At 70.7% G+C, this 18,348-nt stretch carries 18 protein-coding genes; 10 read left to right on the forward strand and 8 right to left on the reverse strand.

From position 1 onward, the window contains the following. Positions 1-14: 14 nt before the first annotated feature. From ACY3FI_RS01090 to ACY3FI_RS01105, 4 genes are read right to left on the reverse strand one after another with little or no spacing between them, the layout of a single operon-like run. Positions 15-2,432 (reverse strand): glycoside hydrolase family 31 protein, encoded by a 2,418-nt coding sequence (locus tag ACY3FI_RS01090; RefSeq protein ID WP_462548875.1) that lies wholly within the window; start codon positions 2,430-2,432, stop codon positions 15-17. Further along, positions 2,432-3,334: a carbohydrate ABC transporter permease gene (locus ACY3FI_RS01095; protein ID WP_462548876.1), complete on the reverse strand. Its 903-nt coding sequence runs from the start codon at positions 3,332-3,334 to the stop codon at positions 2,432-2,434. Before ACY3FI_RS01095 ends, ACY3FI_RS01090 begins: the two co-directional genes overlap by 1 nt. After that, positions 3,331-4,314 carry a carbohydrate ABC transporter permease gene (locus ACY3FI_RS01100; RefSeq protein ID WP_462548877.1) on the reverse strand — a complete coding sequence of 328 codons (984 nt, stop codon included), beginning with the start codon at positions 4,312-4,314 and terminating at the stop codon, positions 3,331-3,333. Before ACY3FI_RS01100 ends, ACY3FI_RS01095 begins: the two co-directional genes overlap by 4 nt. 32 nt (positions 4,315-4,346) lie before the next feature. Then, positions 4,347-5,657, reverse strand: a complete 1,311-nt coding sequence (locus tag ACY3FI_RS01105; protein ID WP_462548878.1) for an ABC transporter substrate-binding protein — start codon at positions 5,655-5,657, stop codon at positions 4,347-4,349. A gap of 246 nt (positions 5,658-5,903) precedes the next feature. Between ACY3FI_RS01105 and ACY3FI_RS01110 the strand changes: the two genes are divergently transcribed. Continuing rightward, positions 5,904-6,104, forward strand: coding sequence for a hypothetical protein (locus ACY3FI_RS01110; protein ID WP_462548879.1), 201 nt, complete (start codon positions 5,904-5,906; stop codon positions 6,102-6,104). Positions 6,105-6,171: 67 nt separating this feature from the next. Here ACY3FI_RS01110 and msrA read toward each other — a convergent pair whose 3' ends face one another. After that, entirely contained in the window at positions 6,172-6,693 is a 522-nt protein-coding gene (msrA, locus tag ACY3FI_RS01115) for a peptide-methionine (S)-S-oxide reductase MsrA (RefSeq protein ID WP_462548880.1), read from the reverse strand. A 196-nt stretch (positions 6,694-6,889) separates the two neighbouring features. Between msrA and ACY3FI_RS01120 the strand changes: the two genes are divergently transcribed. Further along, positions 6,890-7,150, forward strand: a complete 261-nt coding sequence (locus tag ACY3FI_RS01120; protein ID WP_462548882.1) for a hypothetical protein — start codon at positions 6,890-6,892, stop codon at positions 7,148-7,150. 96 nt (positions 7,151-7,246) lie between these two features. On the opposite strand, the gene ACY3FI_RS01125 is transcribed toward ACY3FI_RS01120, so the two are convergent. Beyond that, a complete protein-coding gene (locus ACY3FI_RS01125; RefSeq protein ID WP_462548883.1) occupies positions 7,247-8,269 on the reverse strand; it encodes a LacI family DNA-binding transcriptional regulator in 1,023 nt (340 codons plus the stop codon). 351 nt (positions 8,270-8,620) lie between these two features. Between ACY3FI_RS01125 and ACY3FI_RS01130 the strand changes: the two genes are divergently transcribed. The 4 genes from ACY3FI_RS01130 to ACY3FI_RS01145 are packed head-to-tail and all read left to right on the forward strand — an operon-like array spanning position 8,621 to position 13,914. After that, a complete protein-coding gene (locus tag ACY3FI_RS01130; protein WP_462548884.1) occupies positions 8,621-10,660 on the forward strand; it encodes a beta-galactosidase in 2,040 nt (679 codons plus the stop codon). Continuing rightward, positions 10,657-11,583: a carbohydrate ABC transporter permease gene (locus ACY3FI_RS01135; protein ID WP_462548885.1), complete on the forward strand. Its 927-nt coding sequence runs from the start codon at positions 10,657-10,659 to the stop codon at positions 11,581-11,583. Before ACY3FI_RS01130 ends, ACY3FI_RS01135 begins: the two co-directional genes overlap by 4 nt. Then, the gene (locus ACY3FI_RS01140) at positions 11,580-12,530 is read left to right on the forward strand and encodes a carbohydrate ABC transporter permease (protein WP_462548886.1); all 951 of its coding nucleotides are present in this window, start codon (positions 11,580-11,582) and stop codon (positions 12,528-12,530) included. The genes ACY3FI_RS01135 and ACY3FI_RS01140 overlap by 4 nt, the downstream gene beginning before the upstream one ends. 46 nt (positions 12,531-12,576) lie before the next feature. Continuing rightward, positions 12,577-13,914 (forward strand): ABC transporter substrate-binding protein, encoded by a 1,338-nt coding sequence (locus ACY3FI_RS01145; protein WP_462548887.1) that lies wholly within the window; start codon positions 12,577-12,579, stop codon positions 13,912-13,914. 196 nt (positions 13,915-14,110) lie between these two features. Here the strand turns inward: ACY3FI_RS01145 and ACY3FI_RS01150 are convergent, their stop codons facing one another. Next, positions 14,111-14,848: an SDR family NAD(P)-dependent oxidoreductase gene (locus ACY3FI_RS01150; RefSeq protein ID WP_462548888.1), complete on the reverse strand. Its 738-nt coding sequence runs from the start codon at positions 14,846-14,848 to the stop codon at positions 14,111-14,113. 137 nt (positions 14,849-14,985) lie between these two features. Here ACY3FI_RS01150 and ACY3FI_RS01155 point away from each other — a divergent pair, with 137 nt between their 5' ends. After that, complete coding sequence (locus ACY3FI_RS01155; RefSeq protein ID WP_462548889.1) at positions 14,986-15,945, forward strand: AraC family transcriptional regulator; 960 nt, start codon at positions 14,986-14,988, stop codon at positions 15,943-15,945. Here ACY3FI_RS01155 and ACY3FI_RS01160 read toward each other — a convergent pair. Beyond that, positions 15,901-16,437: a GNAT family N-acetyltransferase gene (locus ACY3FI_RS01160; protein WP_462548891.1), complete on the reverse strand. Its 537-nt coding sequence runs from the start codon at positions 16,435-16,437 to the stop codon at positions 15,901-15,903. The two genes, ACY3FI_RS01155 and ACY3FI_RS01160, sit on opposite strands and share 45 nt — an antisense overlap. 150 nt (positions 16,438-16,587) lie before the next feature. Here ACY3FI_RS01160 and ACY3FI_RS01165 point away from each other — a divergent pair, with 150 nt between their 5' ends. From ACY3FI_RS01165 to ACY3FI_RS01175, 3 genes are all read left to right on the forward strand, one after another. Next, entirely contained in the window at positions 16,588-17,202 is a 615-nt protein-coding gene (locus ACY3FI_RS01165; protein ID WP_462548892.1) for a GNAT family N-acetyltransferase, read from the forward strand. 84 nt (positions 17,203-17,286) lie between these two features. Further along, the gene (locus ACY3FI_RS01170; protein ID WP_462548893.1) at positions 17,287-17,748 is read left to right on the forward strand and encodes a DUF4265 domain-containing protein; all 462 of its coding nucleotides are present in this window, start codon (positions 17,287-17,289) and stop codon (positions 17,746-17,748) included. Positions 17,749-17,905: 157 nt separating this feature from the next. Further along, positions 17,906-18,319 (forward strand): hypothetical protein, encoded by a 414-nt coding sequence (locus tag ACY3FI_RS01175; RefSeq protein ID WP_462548894.1) that lies wholly within the window; start codon positions 17,906-17,908, stop codon positions 18,317-18,319. Positions 18,320-18,348 lie beyond the last annotated feature (29 nt).

Consider the following 18,348-nt stretch of genomic DNA (forward strand, 5'->3'; position numbering starts at 1 on the left):
AGACCGTCCTGGACTCAGTCCAGAGCCGGGTGCACGCTCCCGAGCAGCTCCACCACCGCGGCGCGCAGCGCCGCCGGCAGCTCGACGCTGTCGAGCTCCGCCATCCGCTCCGCGAGCGGCGCGTCGCGTGACACCACGGACCAGGCCTCGAGCTTCTCCGGGTTGCCGGCCTGCGCCCGCTCGAGGAGGCGGCGGACGCCCTCCCGGGCGTCCAGCCCGACCCGGGGCGGACCGGCGAGGACGAGCGTGGCGCCCTCGGCGGTGTCGGTCTCGACGTCGACGGAGAACCGGTCGTCGGCGGACGCGGCGACCTGCTGACCGGGGGCGGGCGCGGCGAGGAAGGTGACGCGCCACCGTCGCCGCTCGGCGACGGCGGTGCGGTCGCCTTCGGCCGCCCCGATCCGGAACACCGCCTGCTCTGCGTCCCAGTCGAGCCGGGTGCGGCAGACCGAGTCCGGCTCGCCCTCGCGGTCCTCGACGAGCGTGAAGGAGCCGGAGGCGCCTGGCGCGACGAGCACCTCGAACGCCGTCGGGTTGGTCGTGGCGTCCGGTTCGTCCTCGGTCGCGAGCGGCAGGACGCCGCCGGCGCGGAGGAGGACGGGGATGCCCTCGATGCCGCGGTGCAGCTCGACCCAGCGGTCCCCGCGGTACGTGGTCCCGGTGAAGACGTCGGTCCAGGACCCCGGCGGGAGCCACGCGCGGGAGCGGCCGAGCAGCGAGGCGGTGTCCCGCGGCTCGACGATCGGCGCGACGACGAGTTCGCTGCCGAAGGCGTACACGTCCGGGGCCCGGTACGCCTCGTCCCGGTGCGGTTCCAGGTGGTAGAGCGGGCGGACGAGCGCGGTGCCCGCCGCGGCACGGTGGTTCATCGTGTGGAGGTAGGGCACGAGTCGGTGCCGGAAGCGCAGCGCCTCGCCCATGGCCTGCCGGGCCTCGGCGGGGAACTGCCACGGCTCCTTGCGGATGAACGGGTTGTTCGCCGAGTGCAGGCGCATGATCGGCGAGAAGACACCGAACTGCACCCAGCGGGTGGCGAGCTCGTCGTCGCGGACGCCGCGCGTGTGCCCGCCGATGTCGTGGCTCCACCAGGGGTAGCCGATGTTCGCCGCGGTCGCGGTGAACTCGGGCTGGAACGCCAGTGACGCCCAGGACACCACGGCGTCGCCGGAGAACCCCACCGCGTACCGGTGGCTGCCCGGGCCGGCGTACCGCGAGAACGTCATGCCGGCGCCGCCGCCCCGCGCCGAGTCGAGGAGGTGGAAGTGGTTGAGCAGCCAGAGCGGGTCGACGCCGGGCAGGCTCGTGGTGCGCCCCTGCTGCCAGTCGATCCACCAGAAGTCGACGCCCTGTTCCTCGAGCGGACGGTGCAGTTCGGCGAAGTACGCCTCGAGGAACCGTCGGTCGGTCGGGTCGAACGGCACCGGGTCCTCGGTCGCGGGGTCGATGCCCGTCGCCGCCGCCATCGCCGGGTAGGCGTCCTCGAACGCGCGGACGCCGTCGGCGGGGTGCAGGTTGAGCGTGGTCCGCATGCCGCGGCGGTGCAGCTCGGCGAGGAACGCCGTCGGGTCGGGGAACAGCGACGGCTCCCAGGAGTAGCCCGTCCACCCGTTGCCGAAGCGCTCCGGCACGGAGTCGACGCGGTGCCAGTCCATGTCGATGACCGCGACCGACAACGGCACCCGCTCCTCGGCGAACCGGTCCATGAGCTCCAGGTAGGACGCGTCGCTGTACGGGTGGTACCGCGACCACCAGTTGCCGAGCGCCCAGCGCGGCAGGAGCGTGGGTGCTCCGGACACGGCGTGGTAGGCGCGGAGGGCGGCGTCGTAGTCGCGGCCGTAGGCGAAGACCGTGACGTCACGGCGACCGGGGACCCTGGTGCCGATCCAGCCGTCGTCGGTGAACAGGAACGACTCCGAGTCATCGATGACGGTGATGCCGTCCCGCGCCAGGACGCCGGACTCCAGCGGCATGCGGCCGTCGACGTCGTCGAGCGTGCGTCCGGTGCCGCCGAGGTCGCGCGGCTCCTGGCCCCAGCGCCAGCGGTTCGCGTCGGCGCCGATGGTCTCGACGGTGAAGCCGCCGGGCGAGAACGGTCGGCCGTCGTACCGCAGGCGGGCGCGGGCCGTCGTGACCTCGACGCCGCCGTCGCCCGTGCGGACCGTCCGGTACTCCGGCACCGGGAGCCTGCGGCGGATCGCGAAGGTGGAGGTGCGGTCTTCGAAGCGGCCGTCGTGGCCGTCGCCGCCGCGGCCGCCGTCGTCGCGGTGGCCGCCGTCGTCGCGGTGGCCGTCGTCGTCGCTGCGTTCGTCGCTCCACTCGACCCGGAAGGTGCCCGCGTCGAGCACGGTCACGCGCCAGTGCTCGCCGCTGACGACCGCAGCCGGGTCGGCGACCGGGTCGGAACCCGGGAAGGGGCGGATCGTCTCCCGCATCAGTTCTTCACCGCACCCTGGGTCACACCGCTGATCACCCAGCGTTGGGCGAACAGGTAGACGATGATCGTCGGTGCCATCGCCATCAGGTACGAGGCGAACGCCACGTTGTAGTTCGTGCCGAACTTGCTCTGGAAGATGTTCTGCACGACCGGCAGCGTCTGCAGCATCGGGTCCGCGGTGATCAGCGACGGCAGCATGAAGTCGTTCCACGAGGCGAGGAACGCGAAGATCCCCACGGTGGCGTTCATCGGGGCGAGCAGCGGCAGGATGATGCGCCAGAAGATCTGCCACGTGCTCGCACCGTCGATGCGCGCACTCTCCTCGAGCTCGACCGGGATCGACCGCAGGTACGCCGAGTAGAGCAGCACGCTGAACGACAGTTGGAACATGGCGTGCAGGATGCCGACGCCGATCGGGTTGTCGAGGCCGAGCTGTGCGGTGAGCTTGATCTGCGGCAGCGCGATGACCGGGAACGGCAGGAACATCGCGGCGAGCAGGTAGACGAACGACCATCGGAAGAACCGCTTGTGCCAGTTCCGCACGATCGCGTACGAGGCGAACGAGCTGAGCAGCAGCGTCGCGACGACGGTGAGCACGGCGACGCCGAGCGACACCGAGAACGACACCGGGAAGCGCGTGAGCTGCCACGCCTCGGCGAAGCTCGCGGGGTTGAACGGTGCCGGCAGGGACAGGGCGTTGCCGTCGACGGACTGCGCGCTCGTCTTGAACGCCATCGCGACGGTGACGTAGAGCGGGACGAGCACGGTCAGCGACGCGACCGCGAGCAGGATCGTCAGCGGCCAGTTCGGCCGGCCGAGCCGGTGCCGGCGGGCGCGGCGGTCGTCGGGGGAGCCGCCGGCGGGGACGGTGGTCGTGGTGCGGGTGTCGAGGGCGGTCATGCGAGTCGCAGGGTCCTTCCGCGGGTCGCCGCGAGCTGCAGCAGGGAGATGAGGAGGGTGATGACGAAGAAGACCGTCGCGTTCGCCATCTGGTACGCGTAGTCGCCCCCGGTGAAGCCGCCGAAGATCGTCATCGCGACACTGCTCGTGGCGCTGCCCGGGCCGCCGTTCGTCAGACCGACGATGACGTCGTACGCGCCGAGGTAGCCCTTCACGCCCAGCACCGTGTTGATCACGATGAACCCGCTGATGAGCGGGAGCGTGATCGACCGGAGCTGCTTCCAGGCGCCGGCGCCGTCGAGCGCGCTCGCCTCGTACAGGTCACCGGGGATGGACGTCAGCCCGGCGGTGTACACGAGGAGCGCCCCGGGCACGGTCTGCCAGGCGGAGACGATCACGATCGCCAGCCAGGCCAGGTCCGGGTCGCCGAGGATGCTCTGCTCGAGCGGACCGAACCCGACCGAGGTGGCCAGGGCCGGCAGGGTGTTCGAGAACAGGTAGTTGAACACGTAGGCGACGATGATGCCGGACACCACCATCGGGATGACGAACACCGAGCGGAGTCCGGCGGCCCACCGGACGCGCTTCGTCAGGGCGATCGCCAGGGCGAGCGCGATGACCTGCGTGACCACGACGGTCACGAGCGCGAACCCGAGCGTGAAGCCGTAGGACGCGAGGATCGACGGGTCGGACACCAGCGCCGTGTAGTTGTCGATGCCGAGGAACCGCCACGAGCCGAAGCCGAGGTAGTCGGTGAAGCTGTAGAAGACGCCGACGCACGCCGGGGCGACGACGAACGCGGTGAACAGCACGAGGGCCGGCACGACGAACGCGTAGTACATCGGCTCCGTGCGGCGGAGGGAGCCCGCGCGGCGGTGCACGCGGGACGCGGCCGTCGCCGGGCCGGGCGTGCCCGGCGTTCGCGACCCGTCGGGGTCGGTCGGGTCGGTGTCGCGGCTGAGGGGGGTCTGCATGGTCATGGTCGCTCCTGGGAGGTCCTGGTCGCCGGGGCTCAGACAGTCGCCGAGCGGCCGGCGAGCCGTCGCCAGTCCGCGTCGAGCCGCCGGAGCATCGAGTCGAAGTCGCCGCTCCGGATCGCGGTCTGCAGGTAGTTGCCGAGCGGGATCGAGGTCGGGATGAAGGTGCCGGCGCCCTGGTAGAAGGCGGCGTCGTCGACGTACTGCTGCAGTCCGGCGACGCGTTCGTCCTGCTGTGGCGGCGCGTCCTTCCGGGTGGAGTACGCCAGGTTGTCGCGGTTGTACGCGTCCATGACCTCGTCCTGCATGAGGAACTCGACGAGGTCCCCGGCCTCGTCGACGTGCGTGCTCGCCTGCGGGATGTACAGGCCGAGGTCGACGTTCACGCGGGCCTTCCGGTCGCCGGCGTCGTTCGTGACCGGCAGCGCGAAGGTCCCCACCTCGAGCTTCGGGTCGACGAGGGCGATCTGACTGAGCGCCCACGGGCCCTGCAGGTACATCGCGACCTTCCCCTGCCCGAACGCCAGGTTGCCGTCGGCGTAGGACTTCGTGGCGTGGTCGGGGTTGAAGAACGTGGAGATCGTCTTCGCGCGTTCCATCGGCACCGCGAAGTCCTTCTCGAAGGAGACCTCGGCGTCCGGCCCGACGTCGGCGCCGATCGCGTTCATCTTCCGGAAGAACGACCCCGTGTCGACGAGGCTGCCGACCGAGTAGTCGAAGAGCCCCTGCCAGAGCGTCCACGTGTCCCGGTCGGTCGCGTAGACCGGCGTGATCCCGGCCTTCTGCACCGCCGTGCACACGGCGACGAACTCGTCCCAGGTCGTCGGCACCGGCAGCCCGAGGTCCGCGAAGACCTTCTTGTTGTAGATCACCCCGGCGGCGGCCAGCGAGTACGGCAGCACGCTCACCCGGCCCGGGTAGGTGGCGTACTGGTCGCCGAGCTCGGCGATGCTCGGACGGATGCGGTCCGCCGACGGCAGGTGGCGCAGATCGCGCATGACCCCGCGACGGACGTACCGCGCGAGTTCGAGGTTGTCGTTGAAGCACCCCACGTCGGCCGGCTCGCCGCGGACGAACTGCGGGGCGATCGCCGCCGTGCTGTCGTGCACCACGGAGATGCCGGCGTGCTGCTGCTCGAACGTCCGCAGGAGGTCGTCGAAGTAGGCGATCACCTCCTGCTTCTGCTCGTAGAAGCGGATCGTGGTGGTCCCGCCGGCGGCCGCTCGACCCGGCGTCGCGCACCCCGCGAGGGAGAGCGCGCCGAGGGCGAGGCCACCCGCGGCCCCGGCGAGGAACCCCCGCCGTCCGAGCATCGTGCCTGTGGATCCCGTCGTGCTGCCGACCATTGCTGCTCCCTCGTGCGCCTCGTCGCGCATGTCTTGTTTACAGCGCTGGAAACGCTACGTCAACGTTGTAATGGACGATCCGGACGTCCCGCCGGGCAGTCGTCGTGGTTGCACGGGGCCGTCTCCGGTGCGACGATCGAGGACGCCGGGGGGCGTCGGCGGCGCAGCAGGGTTCGCACCTCTGCCAGTGTGTGGGGCACCTCGGTGCAGTGGTGAACGCTGTCGTCCGGACCGGAAGGAGCTCCCGTGCAGCCCACCATCACCAACCAGAACATCGTCCTCGTCTGCGCCCTCGTGTGCATCGTCCTCGGTGCCGTGGTCGGACCACTCCTGTCGACCGTGCCGGTCGCGACCTGGATCCCCGTCGGCATCGGCGTCCTCCTGCTCGGCCAGTGGCTGCTCATGCGCCGCGCCGCCGCGCAGCGTCGCGACCGCACCGACGGCTGACGCGACGAACGGGAGGCGCGGTGCCAGCCGGCACCGCGCCTCCCGTCAGATGGGTGGTCGCGTCAGGTCAGACGGTCGCCTCCGCCGCGCGCTCCGGCAGTCGCCACCCCGGCCGCACGAAGTGGCAGGTGTAGCCGTGCGGGTGCTTCTCGAGGTAGTCCTGGTGCTCGTCCTCGGCCTCCCAGAACGGGCCGGCCGCGGTGACCTCGGTGACGACCTTGCCCGGCCAGATGCCCGAGGCGTCGACGTCCGCGATCGTGTCGAGCGCGACCTGTCGCTGCTCGTCGGTCGTGAAGAAGACCGCCGAGCGGTAGCTGCGACCGATGTCGTTGCCCTGCCGGTCCTTCGTCGACGGGTCGTGGATCTGGAAGAAGAACTCGAGCAGCTCGCGGTAGGAGATCTGCGACGGGTCGAACACGATCTCGACCGACTCGGCGTGGTCGCCGTGGTTGCGGTAGGTCGCGTTCGGGGTGTCGCCGCCGGAGTACCCGACGCGCGTGCTGATCACGCCCGGACGGCGGCGGAGGAGCTGCTGGGCGCCCCAGAAGCAGCCGCCGGCGAGGATCGCGGTCTCGGTGGTGGTCGTCATGTTCCCTCCAAGGGATCTGTGCCGCTGGCTGCGGTACCAGGGGGTGCAACCGGCGGGGCGTCGTTTTCGTTCCACGCCCGGCTCATCGTGCCACCGGAGGCTCGATGTCCGGTCCGTGCGTCGTCCGGTGTCCGCCGCGTGACGATGTCCGCCCGGTCACGTACCATTCGAACACACGTTCGAACGGGAGGTCGGGATGATGTTGACGCACGAGGTCGCCACGGTGTGGTGGGAGCGTGGTGTGCCGGACCGGATGGTGTGGCGCGAGCGGCGGTGGCGGGTGAGCGACTCCCCGACCCGGCTCACGGCGACGGCGGAGTTCCTGCCGACGGCGATGACGCATGCGCCGGAGCGGACCGTGGGGTGGCGCTTCCAGGTGAGCGCGGACGACGAGGCCGTCGTGGTGGACATCGTGCCGGACGGCGACGGGTGGGTCGTGGCGCGGACCTGGCGCTGACGGGCCGGCGCGGCGGGGACGGGCGCCGTGATGCGGCGGGGGTCCGGTCGCGCGGATCAGGCGTTGCTGCGCGCGGTGGGGGCGTGGCGGCGCGGATCAGGCGCTGCCGCGCCAGACCACCTCGGTCGGCAGCACGAGCCCGCGCGGGCCCTCGTCGGTGCCCGCGATCTGCGCCAGCACCTGCTGTGCCGCGTGCTCGCCGAGTGTGCGCGCCGGCTGCCGGACGGTCGACAGCGGCGGGTCGCAGCGTAGCGCCCACGCGCTGTCGTCGAACCCCACGACGCCGACGTCCCGCGGCACCGACCGGCCCGCTCGGTGCAGCACGTCCATCGCCCCCGCCGCCACCGCGTCCGAGGCGGCGAACACCCCGTCGACGTCCGGCGCCCGGTCGAGCAGCTCGCGCATGCCCTCGACGCCGGCCGTGTAGCTGAACAGGGGGTTCGGGGCGACGAGGTCGGGGTCGAAGCGGTCGCCGAGCGCCGCGGTGAACCCCTCGAGGCGGTCCTGCCCCGAGTCGCGGTCGAGCCCGGACGCGAGCATGCCGATCCGTCGCCGACCGGTCGCGACGAGCCGGCGCGTGATGCTCTCGGCGGCGGCGCGGTTGTCGATGCCGATCCACGACGTGTTCGCGGCGTCCGACGGGTGTCCGACGAAGCACGCGGGCAGCCCGATCTCCTCGATCGCCCGGGTCACCGGGTCCCCGTCGCGGGCGGACAGCACGATCGCGCCGTCCACGAACCCGCCGCGCAGGTACTCGACCACCCGCTCGTTGTCCCGCGCGGAGTCGACCATGATCGTCACGAGCTGCTGGTCCGCCTCGGACAGCACGGCGTTCGTGCCGATGAGGATGTTGCCGATGTTGGGGTCGTCGAGGACCTGCACGCTGGGCTCGTGCACGATGAGCGCGACGGCGCCCGAGCGGCGGGTGACGAGGCTCCGGGCGGCGGCGCTGCGCACGTAGCCCACGCGGCGGACGGCGTCCTGCACGGCCTCGCGGGCCGAGGACGACACGTACGGTTCGTCGTTGAGCACCCGGGAGACGGTGCCGCGCGAGAGGCCGGCGGCGTCCGCGACGTCCTGGATCGTCGCACGGGCACGCGCGGCTCGGACGTCGGTCATGCCGCAACCCTAGCCGGACGACGCGGGTCGCCCGGGGTGCCCCGTCCCGTGCTCGCGGCGCTGCCGGCTGCTCGTTCGTGGCGACCTCACGCGCCCAGCGACACCCCACGGGCTCGAGCGGCCGTGAGGTGTCGCTCAGCCCGTGAAGTAGCCCCCGCCCCCGGGCGAGCGGCCCTCGCGTTTGACACTGAGCGCGATCTCGTGTTTGCTCTGGGAGCGCTCCCAGAACTCGAACGGCCGACACCTCGGTCGCAACTGGGAGCGCTCCCAGAACCTGGGTGACCTTCGCCGTCGAAGGGGTCGTGCACGCGACCGGGACGGCTCCGGCCACCCCGACCAGCGAGGACCACCGTGACCACCACCCTCCCGGCACCCGCCACGACGGCGCTCGGGCTCGGCTCCACCGGGCTCGCGTTCGGGTGCGACTACAACCCCGAGCAGTGGGACCCCGAGGTCTGGGTCGAGGACGTCCGGCTCATGCGCGAGGCCGGCGTGAACCTCGTCGCGATCAACGTCTTCGGCTGGTCACACGTCGAGCCGCGCCGGGGCGAGTACGACTTCACCGCCCTCGACCGCGTCATCGAGCTGCTGCACGGCGCGGGCATCGGTGTCGACCTCGGCACCGGCACGGCGTCCACCCCGCCGTGGCTGACCACCGCGCACCCCGAGGTCCTGCCGGTCGTCGCCGACGGCACCACCCGCTGGCCCGGCGGCCGCCAGGCGTTCTGCCCGAGCTCCCCGGTCTACCGCGAGCATGCCCTCGCCCTCGTCCGCGCCACCGCCGAGCGCTACGGCGACCACCCCGCGGTCAAGCTCTGGCACGTCTCGAACGAGCTCGGCTGCCACAACGCGCACTGCTTCTGCGACGTCTCGGCCGATGCCTTCCGGGGCTGGCTCCGTGCCCGGTACGGCACCGTCGAGGCGCTCAACGTCGCGTGGGGCACCTCGTTCTGGAGCCAGCGGTACAGCGACTTCGAGCAGGTCCTTCCGCCCCGCGCCACGCTCTCGTTCACGAACCCGGCACAGACGATCGACTTCGACCGGTTCTCGTCCGACGAGCTCCTCGGCCACCACCGCGCCGAGGCCGCCGTCCTCCGCGAGCTGAGCGACAAGCCCGTCACGACGAACTTCATGGTCGCCGCGCACATCACGGCGCTCGACTACTGGTCGTGGGCCGACGACATGGACGTCATCGCGAACGACCACTACCTCGACCACCGCCTGCCCCGCCCGCACACCGAGCTCGCCTTCGCCGCCGACACCACCCGCGGCCTGGCGAAGGGCGCCCCGTGGCTGCTCATGGAGCACTCGACCGGTGCCGTGAACTGGCAGCCGCACAACGTGACGAAGGACCCGGGGCAGATGCTCCGCGACACCGCGACGCACATCGCCCGTGGTGCCGACGGCGTGTGCTTCTTCCAGTGGCGCGCGTCCGTGCAGGGCAGCGAGAAGTTCCACTCCGCGCTGCTGCCGCACGCCGGCACCGACTCCCGCACCTGGCGCGAGGTCGTCGAGCTGGGCGCGGTCGTCGAGCGTCTCGGCGAGCTCCGCGGGTCCCGCGTCGTCGCCGACGTCGCGCTCGTCTTCAGCTGGGAGGTCCAGTGGGCCGCCGACCTGGAGGCGCACCCCACCTCCACGCTCCGCTACCTGGAACAGGTCCACGCCTTCCACGCCGCGCTGTGGGACCTCGGCGTGACGGTCGACGTCGTCGCCCCCGGCGCCCCGCTCGACGGGTACGCGGTCGTCGTCGTCCCCGAGCTCTACCTGGTCCGTGACGAGCACGCGGCGGTCGTCGCCGAGCACGTCGCGCGCGGCGGCCACGCGGTCGTCACGTTCTTCAGCGGCATCGTCGACGAGACCGACCGGGTCCGCACCGGCGGCTACCCCGGTGCCTTCCGCGACCTCCTCGGCGTGCGCGTCGACGAGTTCCGTCCGCTCGCGGCCGGCCAGACCCTCGCACTGTCCGACGGCAGCCGGGCGCACACCTGGTCCGAGCCGGTCGAGCTGCACGGTGCCGAACCGGTCACGACCTACGCCGAGGGTCCGCTCGCGGGCGAACCCGCCGTCACCCGGAACGCGCACGGCACCGGCAGCGCCTGGTACGTGTCGACCGTCCTCGAGGACGCCGCGCGCCGCGACCTGCTCAGCCGGGTCCTCGACGAGGCCGGGGTCCGTCCCGACCCCGCCGCCGCGCCGGGCCTCGAGGTCGTCCGGCGCCGCGACGAGCAGCACGAGTGGGTCTTCCTGCTCAACCACACCGACCACGAGGTCACGCACACCGTGGCGGGCCACGAGCTCGTCGCCGACCGACCCGTCGACGGCGTCACCGTCCTCGGCGCCGGCGGCACCCAGATCATCCGCACCGACCGCATCGACGGAGCCCGCCCATGACCACCACCGCCCAGTCGCGCCGCGCGACCCGGCCGACCACGCCCCGGCGTCGCACCGGCGGCACCCGCTACCGGCGCGCGATCGCGTTCTTCGTGCTCCCGTTCGCGGTGCTGTTCGCCGCGTTCTACCTCGCGCCGATCCTCTACGCCGTGTGGGAGTCGCTGCAGAAGATCGAGCGACAGGGCACGTTCGGCGCCCCCACGCAGGTGTTCGGCGGCCTGAGCCAGTACGCACTCGTGTTCCAGGACGGCGAGTTCTGGGGCTCGGTGCTCCGCGTGCTGCTGTTCGGCATCGTGCAGGTCCCGGTGATGCTCGGGCTCGCGCTCGTCTTCGCGCTCCTGCTCGACTCCCCGCTGCTGCGCGGCAAGCGCTTCTTCCGCCTGGCGTTCTTCGCGCCGTACGCGGTGCCGGGCGTCATCGCCGCGATCATGTGGGGCTACCTCTACGCCCCCGACCTGTCGCCGTTCTCGTTCCTGACGTCGAGCGTCGACCTGCTCTCGGCGAGCACGGTGCTCTGGGCCGTCGCCAACGTCGTGACCTGGGTCTACGTCGGCTACAACATGCTCATCATCTACTCGTCGCTCCTCGCGATCCCGACCGAGATCTACGAGGCGGCGAAGCTCGACGGGGCCTCGCAGCTGCGGATCGCGCTGTCGATCAAGATCCCGATGGTGGTGCCGGCGATCATCCTCACCGCGGTGTTCTCTGTCATCGGCACCCTGCAGCTCCTCACCGAGCCGACCGTGTTCCGCCAGTTCACCTCGACGATCACGTCGACCTTCACGCCGAACATGCTCGTCTACTCGACCTCGTCTGTGCCGAACTTCAACCTCGCGGCGGCCTTCTCGGTCGTGCTCGCCCTCGCCACGTTCGTCCTGTCGATCGGGTTCCTCCGATTGACCCAGCGGAAGGCCGCCCAGTGACCGTCAACGCACCCTCCCGACGCGACCTCGTCGCCGACGCGGGCCGACCGCTCGAGCCGAACCGCGCCTCCCGTCCGCACCAGCGCGGAGCGCGCGGTCCCCGCGAGAGCGTGATCTCGCGCAGCGCCGCGATGATCGTGATGGGCGTCTTCACGATCTACTTCCTGCTGCCGATCTTCTGGCTGCTCGTCTCGTCCACCAAGACGGCGTCGAACTTCAACACGACGTTCTCGCTGTGGTTCAGCGCGACGAGCGTGCAGGACTTCTTCGGCAACCTCGTCGAGCTGTTCACCCGCCAGGACGGCATCTACCTGCGCTGGCTGCTGAACAGCATCGCCTACGCGGGCGTCGCCGGACTCCTCGGCACCGTGCTCTCCGCGATGTGCGGGTACGCACTGGCGAAGTACCGGTTCCGCGGTCGCGAGGCGCTGTTCAACGTGTTCCTCGGCGGCGTGCTCGTGCCGGCGACCGCGCTCGCCCTGCCGCTGTTCCTCATCTTCAGCCAGGTCGACATGACGGACACCTTCTGGTCGGTGTTCCTGCCGAGCATCGTCAGCCCGTTCGGCGTGTACCTGTCGCGGCTCTTCGCGGCGTCGAGCGTGCCGGACGAGATCATCGAGGCCGCCCGCATCGACGGCTCCGGCGAGGTGCGGACGTTCTTCACCGTGGCCGTCCGGCTGATGTCCCCGGCGCTCGTGACGATCTTCCTGTTCCAGTTCGTCGCCGTGTGGAACAACTTCTTCCTGCCGCTCGTGATGCTCCGCGACTCGACGCTCTTCCCCGTCACCCTCGGCCTCTACACGTGGAACTCGAGCGTGAACCAGTACCCGGACCTGCGCACCCTCGTGCTCATCGGGTCGTTCGTCTCGATCATCCCGCTGCTCGTCGCCTTCCTCTCCCTGCAGCGCTTCTGGCGGTCCGGCCTCGGTGCCGGCGGCCTGAAGTAGCCCCAGACCAGCACCTCCTCCTCCCTCACATCCGAACGGAAACAGCATGAAGACAACGAAGTTCCTCAGTGCAGCCGCGATCGCCGTCGCGGCGACCGTCGCCCTGTCCGCCTGCAGCGCCGGTGGCAGCGACTCCGGCAGCGGTGGCTCCGGCTCCGCCGCGAGCTGCAAGCCGTCGAGCGGCAAGGTGACGCTCGACTTCACCACCTGGGTGCCCAACATGGACAAGGTCGTCGACATCTGGAACAAGGAGAACCCCGACATCCAGGTCAAGGTCTCCATCGTCGCGAACGGCAACAGCGGCACCTACCAGAACTTCTTCAACCAGCTGAAGGCGAAGCAGGCGCCGGACATCGGCCAGGTCGAGTACGACACCCTGCCGGCGTTCCGCGTGCAGGGCGGCCTCGAGGACATCGGTGCCTGCGCCGGCATCGCGGACGCGAAGCAGGACTTCTCCGACGGTGTCTGGAACCAGGTGACCTTCGGCGAGTCGAAGTCCGTCTACGCGGTGCCGCAGGACTCCGGCCCGATGGCGCTGTACTACCGCAAGGACCTGTTCGAGACGGCCGGAATCCCCGTGCCGAAGACCTGGGAGGAGTACGCCCAGGCCGCCGAGAAGATCAAGGCCCAGGGCGGCAACATCACGAACTTCGCCAAGGGCGACGTGAACCAGTTCGCCGGGCTCGTCTCGCAGGCCGGCGGCCAGTGGTTCTCGAACTCTGGCGACTCGTGGAAGGTGGACCTGACCGACAGTGCGTCGAAGAAGGTCGCCGACTACTGGCAGGACCTGATCGACAAGAAGCTCGTGAACACCGTCCCGAGCTTCACCGACCAGTGGAACGCCGCGTACGACAAGGGCCAGGACTGGACCTGGGTCTCGGCCGTCTGGGGTGCGAACACCATCTCGAGCGGTGCGCCGTCCACCTCGGGCAAGTGGGCCGTCGCCCCGATGCCGCAGTGGAAGTCCGGTGAGAGCAAGTCGGCCGCCTGGGGCGGATCGTCGAACGTCGTCTTCGCGGGGAGCAAGCACCCGGCCGAGGCGTCGAAGTTCCTCGTGTGGCTGAACACCTCGAAGGACGCCCTCGCCGCCCTCAACAAGGAGGCGAACCTCTACCCGGCATCGTCGACCGGTGCCGACCTGCCGGCGCTGACCGAGGGCCTGCCCTTCTACGGCAACCAGAAGATCTACGAGGAGTTCGCGTCCGCGGCGAAGGACATCCAGCCGTTCACCTGGGGTCCGACGATGACGCAGACCTATGCGGACGTGTCGGACGGCTTCGGCCAGGCTGCCTCCGGCCAGGGGACGCTCGAGGAGGCGCTGCAGAGCGGGCAGTCCAAGACGATCGCGGCACTCAAGGCGCAGTCCATCCCGGTGAAGGGCTGACGCCCGTCCGCTGACGCGGTCTCGGACTGGAGGCGCGGTGCCGGCTGGCACCGCGCCTCCAGCGTGTGTGGGGGCACCCCCACGGCGCGTGGTGCGGTCGCCCAGTGGCCCGCGCGCGGCCGCAGCCAGTCGCTTCGAACGGCGTCCGAGATGACTGCCGACTCCTACCTCCGGTCTGGTCACACCCCTCGTGACGTCACCAGGCCACGGGTCCGTCGACGTCGGTGAACGTGCCCGTCGGCCCGTCAGCGGCGATGGTCGCCATGGCCACGGAGGAACGGGCACCCTCCGCCGGGGTGAGCAGTCCGCGGTGGCCGTTGAGATCGGTGGCGACGAAGCCCGGGCAGACAGCGTTGACGAGGATGTTCTCGGACGCGAGGTCGCGGGCGTACATCATCGTGACCGCCGTGAGCGCGGTCTTCGACGGCACGTACCCGAGGGCGATCGGGTCGGTGTTGCCGAAGTCCGAGATGGCCGCCAGCGATCCGGCGCTGCTGGAGACGTTGACGATCCGGGGCGATGCCGAGCGCCGGAGCAAGGGCAGGAACGCGCTGGTCACGGTGATGACGCCGAAGACGTTCGTCTCGAAGACGGCGCGGACGTGGTCGACGTCGGCCGACCGGGGCAGCTGACCGGCGAAGTCGGCTCCCGGCTGGTGGCTGATGCCGGCGTTGTTGATCAGCGCATCGATCCGACCGTGCTCCGAGGCGACCCGATCTGCTGCTGCTGCAACCGACGCGGCGTCCGTGACGTCGAGCGCGACAGCTGTCACGGCCCCACCCGCGGCTCGGAGCTCTGCCGCTGTCTCCTCCCCCCGCTCCAGGCTTCGTGCGCCGATGACGACGATGTGGCCGAGGTCTGCGAGCTGCGCGGCGATCTCGCGGCCGATGCCCTTGTTGCCGCCGGTGACGAGGGCGATCAGGGGAACTGTCATGGTGAGGTCCTTCCATGCCGCGACGCGGCGGGGGCGATGACGTGCTCCGGAGCGCCGGAACCGTTCCACCAGCGTGGCGGGCTCGCGTGGGACTGGGAATGCTGAGGAGTCGCGTTCTCATGTCGTAGAGTCCACGGGTGCCCGTCGACCGGTTGTCCGAGGTGCTCGATCTCATCGAGGTGCAGGGCGTCGTGTCCGGTGGTACTGCCCTGCGCGGACGCTGGCGAACCCACAGCGAGATCGATGACGATCTCAAGTTCATCGCCGTGGTGCGAGGGCGGGCAGTCCTCACCACCGAGGGCGTGGCGACGCCGATCCCCCTCGGCGCAGGCGACGTCGCCGTGCTGAACGGGCGGTCGTGGTTGACCCTCGACGGCGGGGAGGGCACGGCAGACCCGGTCATCGTCGAGCCTCCTTCCACCGGAGCGGCGATCTCGGACGCCGACGTCGCCGCGGCTGACGTCGACATCGTCATCGGCGGCCGGATCGAGCTGAACTCCACCGGGAGGGAACTCCTGCTGCGGGTCCTGCCACCCCTGATGCACATCGGTCCGGACAGCGTCGTCGGCCCGCAGGTCCGGGGACACGTGCAACGGCTCTTCAGCGAGATCACCGCAGGGGAGATGGGCGCGGAGTTCGCCATGCGACAGTACGGCCAGCTGCTCGTGCTGGACGTCGTCCGCGGCTTCGCCACCTCCGCCGACACACCGGCAGGCTGGCTCAAGGTCCTCGCCGACGAACAGCTCCGCCCAGCCCTGGCCCTGATCCACGAGGGGCCTGCGAAGCGGTGGAGCCTGGAGGACCTGGCCAGCGCATCGTCGATGTCGCGCAGCACGTTCGCGAAGCGGTTCCGCGACGCTGCCGGGACACCTCCCTTGTCGTACCTGATCGCCTGGCGGATGCTGCTGGCCCAGCGGGAACTCCGCTCGAGCGACACCCGTGTCGGCTCGCTGGCCGTCAAGCTCGGCTACGGCTCCGAGAGCGCCTTCAGCGCCGCGTTCAAGACGCGTACTGGTGAGTCGCCCGCAGCGTTCCGCTCTCGACACGCAGCCTCAACGGCGCCCGTCCGTTCGCCGATCGTCGAGCGCGACGGGTGATCGGGTCCCCATCTGCCGGACCCAGCGCTCTTCGTACAGCCCGGTCCCCGGATCGACCTGCCGATCTCCTCGACGATCGAAGCCGTGTCTGGCGTAGAAGCGCTGGGCCCGCTCGTTGCACGAGAAGACGAGGAGATGCGCATCAGCCTCGTTGAGCGCAGCGCCGAGGAGGCGTGAGGCAAGCCCGGTTCCGTGGGCCTCTCGATCGACGTACAGAGTAGCGAGCTCGAGGTCCGGCAGGTTGCCCGGGTCGTCCGAGCTGCGGCTCGTGCTCGCGACGCCGATGATCTGTCCCTCGAGCGACTCCGCAACGAGCACGAGTCGAGCGCCAGTGCCGATGCGCTCGGCCCACCGGTCCGCCGCTGAACCGACCGTCCGGGAGTCCAGGAAGGCGTCAGGGACGATTCCTCGATACGTCTGCTCCCACGCCAGCGTCTGGAACTGCCCGATCGCCGAGGCGTCGTCGACACGTGCCCGCCGGATGCTCGCCATCAGATCAGTGTGCAGGACGCTCGCTCGAGCGTTGCGGTCGGGTCCGAGGCTGACGGCACCGGGCTGCTCCCTCGCAGCGAACGCGAACTGGATCGTCAGGACCGCGCGGGAAGCTGATCTGGCCAGTTGGCCGAATGTCGAGGAGTCCCGATGTCGATCACCGTCCGTCCCGCGTCCGCGCCCGAGGTCCCCGCAGCCGCAGCCGTGCTCGCCGAGGCGTTCGCGGCCGACCCGGTCCTCGACGAGATCCGTCCGCCCCGCCCGGGAGAGGACCGCGTCAGCGTCCTCGCCGCCCTGTTCACCGCGCTCGTCCGTGCCGTGCCCGAGCACGCGCGCGCCCTCGACGTCGCGGTCGACGACGGTCGGATCGTCGGCGCCGCGTTCTGGGAGGCACCGCGCCCGCACGCCGGCGCTGCGCGGGCATTCCTCGCCCAGGTGCCCGCGCTGCTCGGCGTGCTCGGACTCCCCGGTGGGCTCCGGGCACTCCGACACCTGCGCCGGATGGACCGCGCGCGACCGGACGCGCCGCACTGGTACCTCGCGGAGATCGGGGTCTCCGCGGGAGCCCGCGGGCAGGGTGTCGGTGGGCTGCTCCTCGGACACGCACTCGCGCGGGTCGACGGGCGCGGCGAGCACGCCTACCTCGAGTCCTCGACCCCGCAGAACCGCCGGCTCTACCGGCGGCACGGCTTCGGTGACGGCGCACCGCTCACGGGATTCCGGTCCGCCGCGCCGATCTCGATGTGGCGCCCGGCGACGGCCTGACCAGCCCCGCGCCCGGAGCCAGGACTGGCCTCCGCACCTGCGTCGCCGACGCGACGCCCCGTTCTTGTGGCAGTGTCCAGAGGGATGTCCGAACCGATCGTCGTCACGCACGACCGCCCCGTCCTCGGAGTCGACCGGGTCGTCCGCGTCGACCTCGACCCGTCGTGGGACCCGATCCGCCACGAAGACCTGACGATCATCGTCCTCGACGACGGCCGCACCGTCGTGAGTTGTGTCCCATTGTTCGCGAAGGACGTGCACCTCGGCGACGTCATAGCCACCGTCGAGGACCCGGCGACCGGCCGGCTGGAGTACGGCGGGCGTCTCGACCGGGGACAGTCGTGGGTGTTCCGGCTCCGTCCTCGCGACGAGGACGCGCGCCGTGTCGCGCACGACCTCATCCACGAGTTCGAGGGCGCCGTCGAGTCCTGGGGGGCCATCACGGGTGTCGCCGTCCGTGGTGACGAGACCGCGGACCGGTTCGCCGCCCGCCTGCAACAGCTCGAAGACCAGGGCCTCCTCGAGTACGACACCGCGGAGAACTGACCGCGGGGACGCAGCGCCATCCGGGACCGCGGCCTCCCGTCTCGCCCGTCTCGACGAGTCTGTTGTTCCGCTCAGACTGCTTGCGCACGATGCGACGAGGGCGGAACCATCGAGCAACACCGACGTCGGTGTCACAGACGAAGAGTCAGGGGAACTCATGCGCAAGCACGTCATCGGGGCGGCAGCCGCCCTCATGTCCATCGGGATGATCGCGGGGACCGCTTCGGCGGCGCACGCAGAGATCAACGATCCGAGCATCAACCAGGGGAAGCCGACCGGCAACGCCTCCGTCTACTACACGACGAACGGGCCGCTGAAGGGGACGAAGCTGCCCGTCTACGCCGGTCACATGGCGAGCTTCCCGGCGGGCAAGCAGTTCGCCGGCATCGAGAACACCACGGGCGTCAAGCGGTTCATCGCCCAGGAGTACCGGGGCGTCAGCGGGGGCACGGTGACCTGCGTCGCGGCCGGCAAGATCCTGTGGCTGGACTCCTCCGCGACGAAGGCGTGGATCGTCCAGAGCCCGGTGAACTACGCGTGCACCGTCGGGAAGGGGTACCGCGTTCCCTGACCGGCGGAACCCGGCACGACGGACGAACG

This window comes from Curtobacterium sp. RM9, assembly GCF_054956955.1.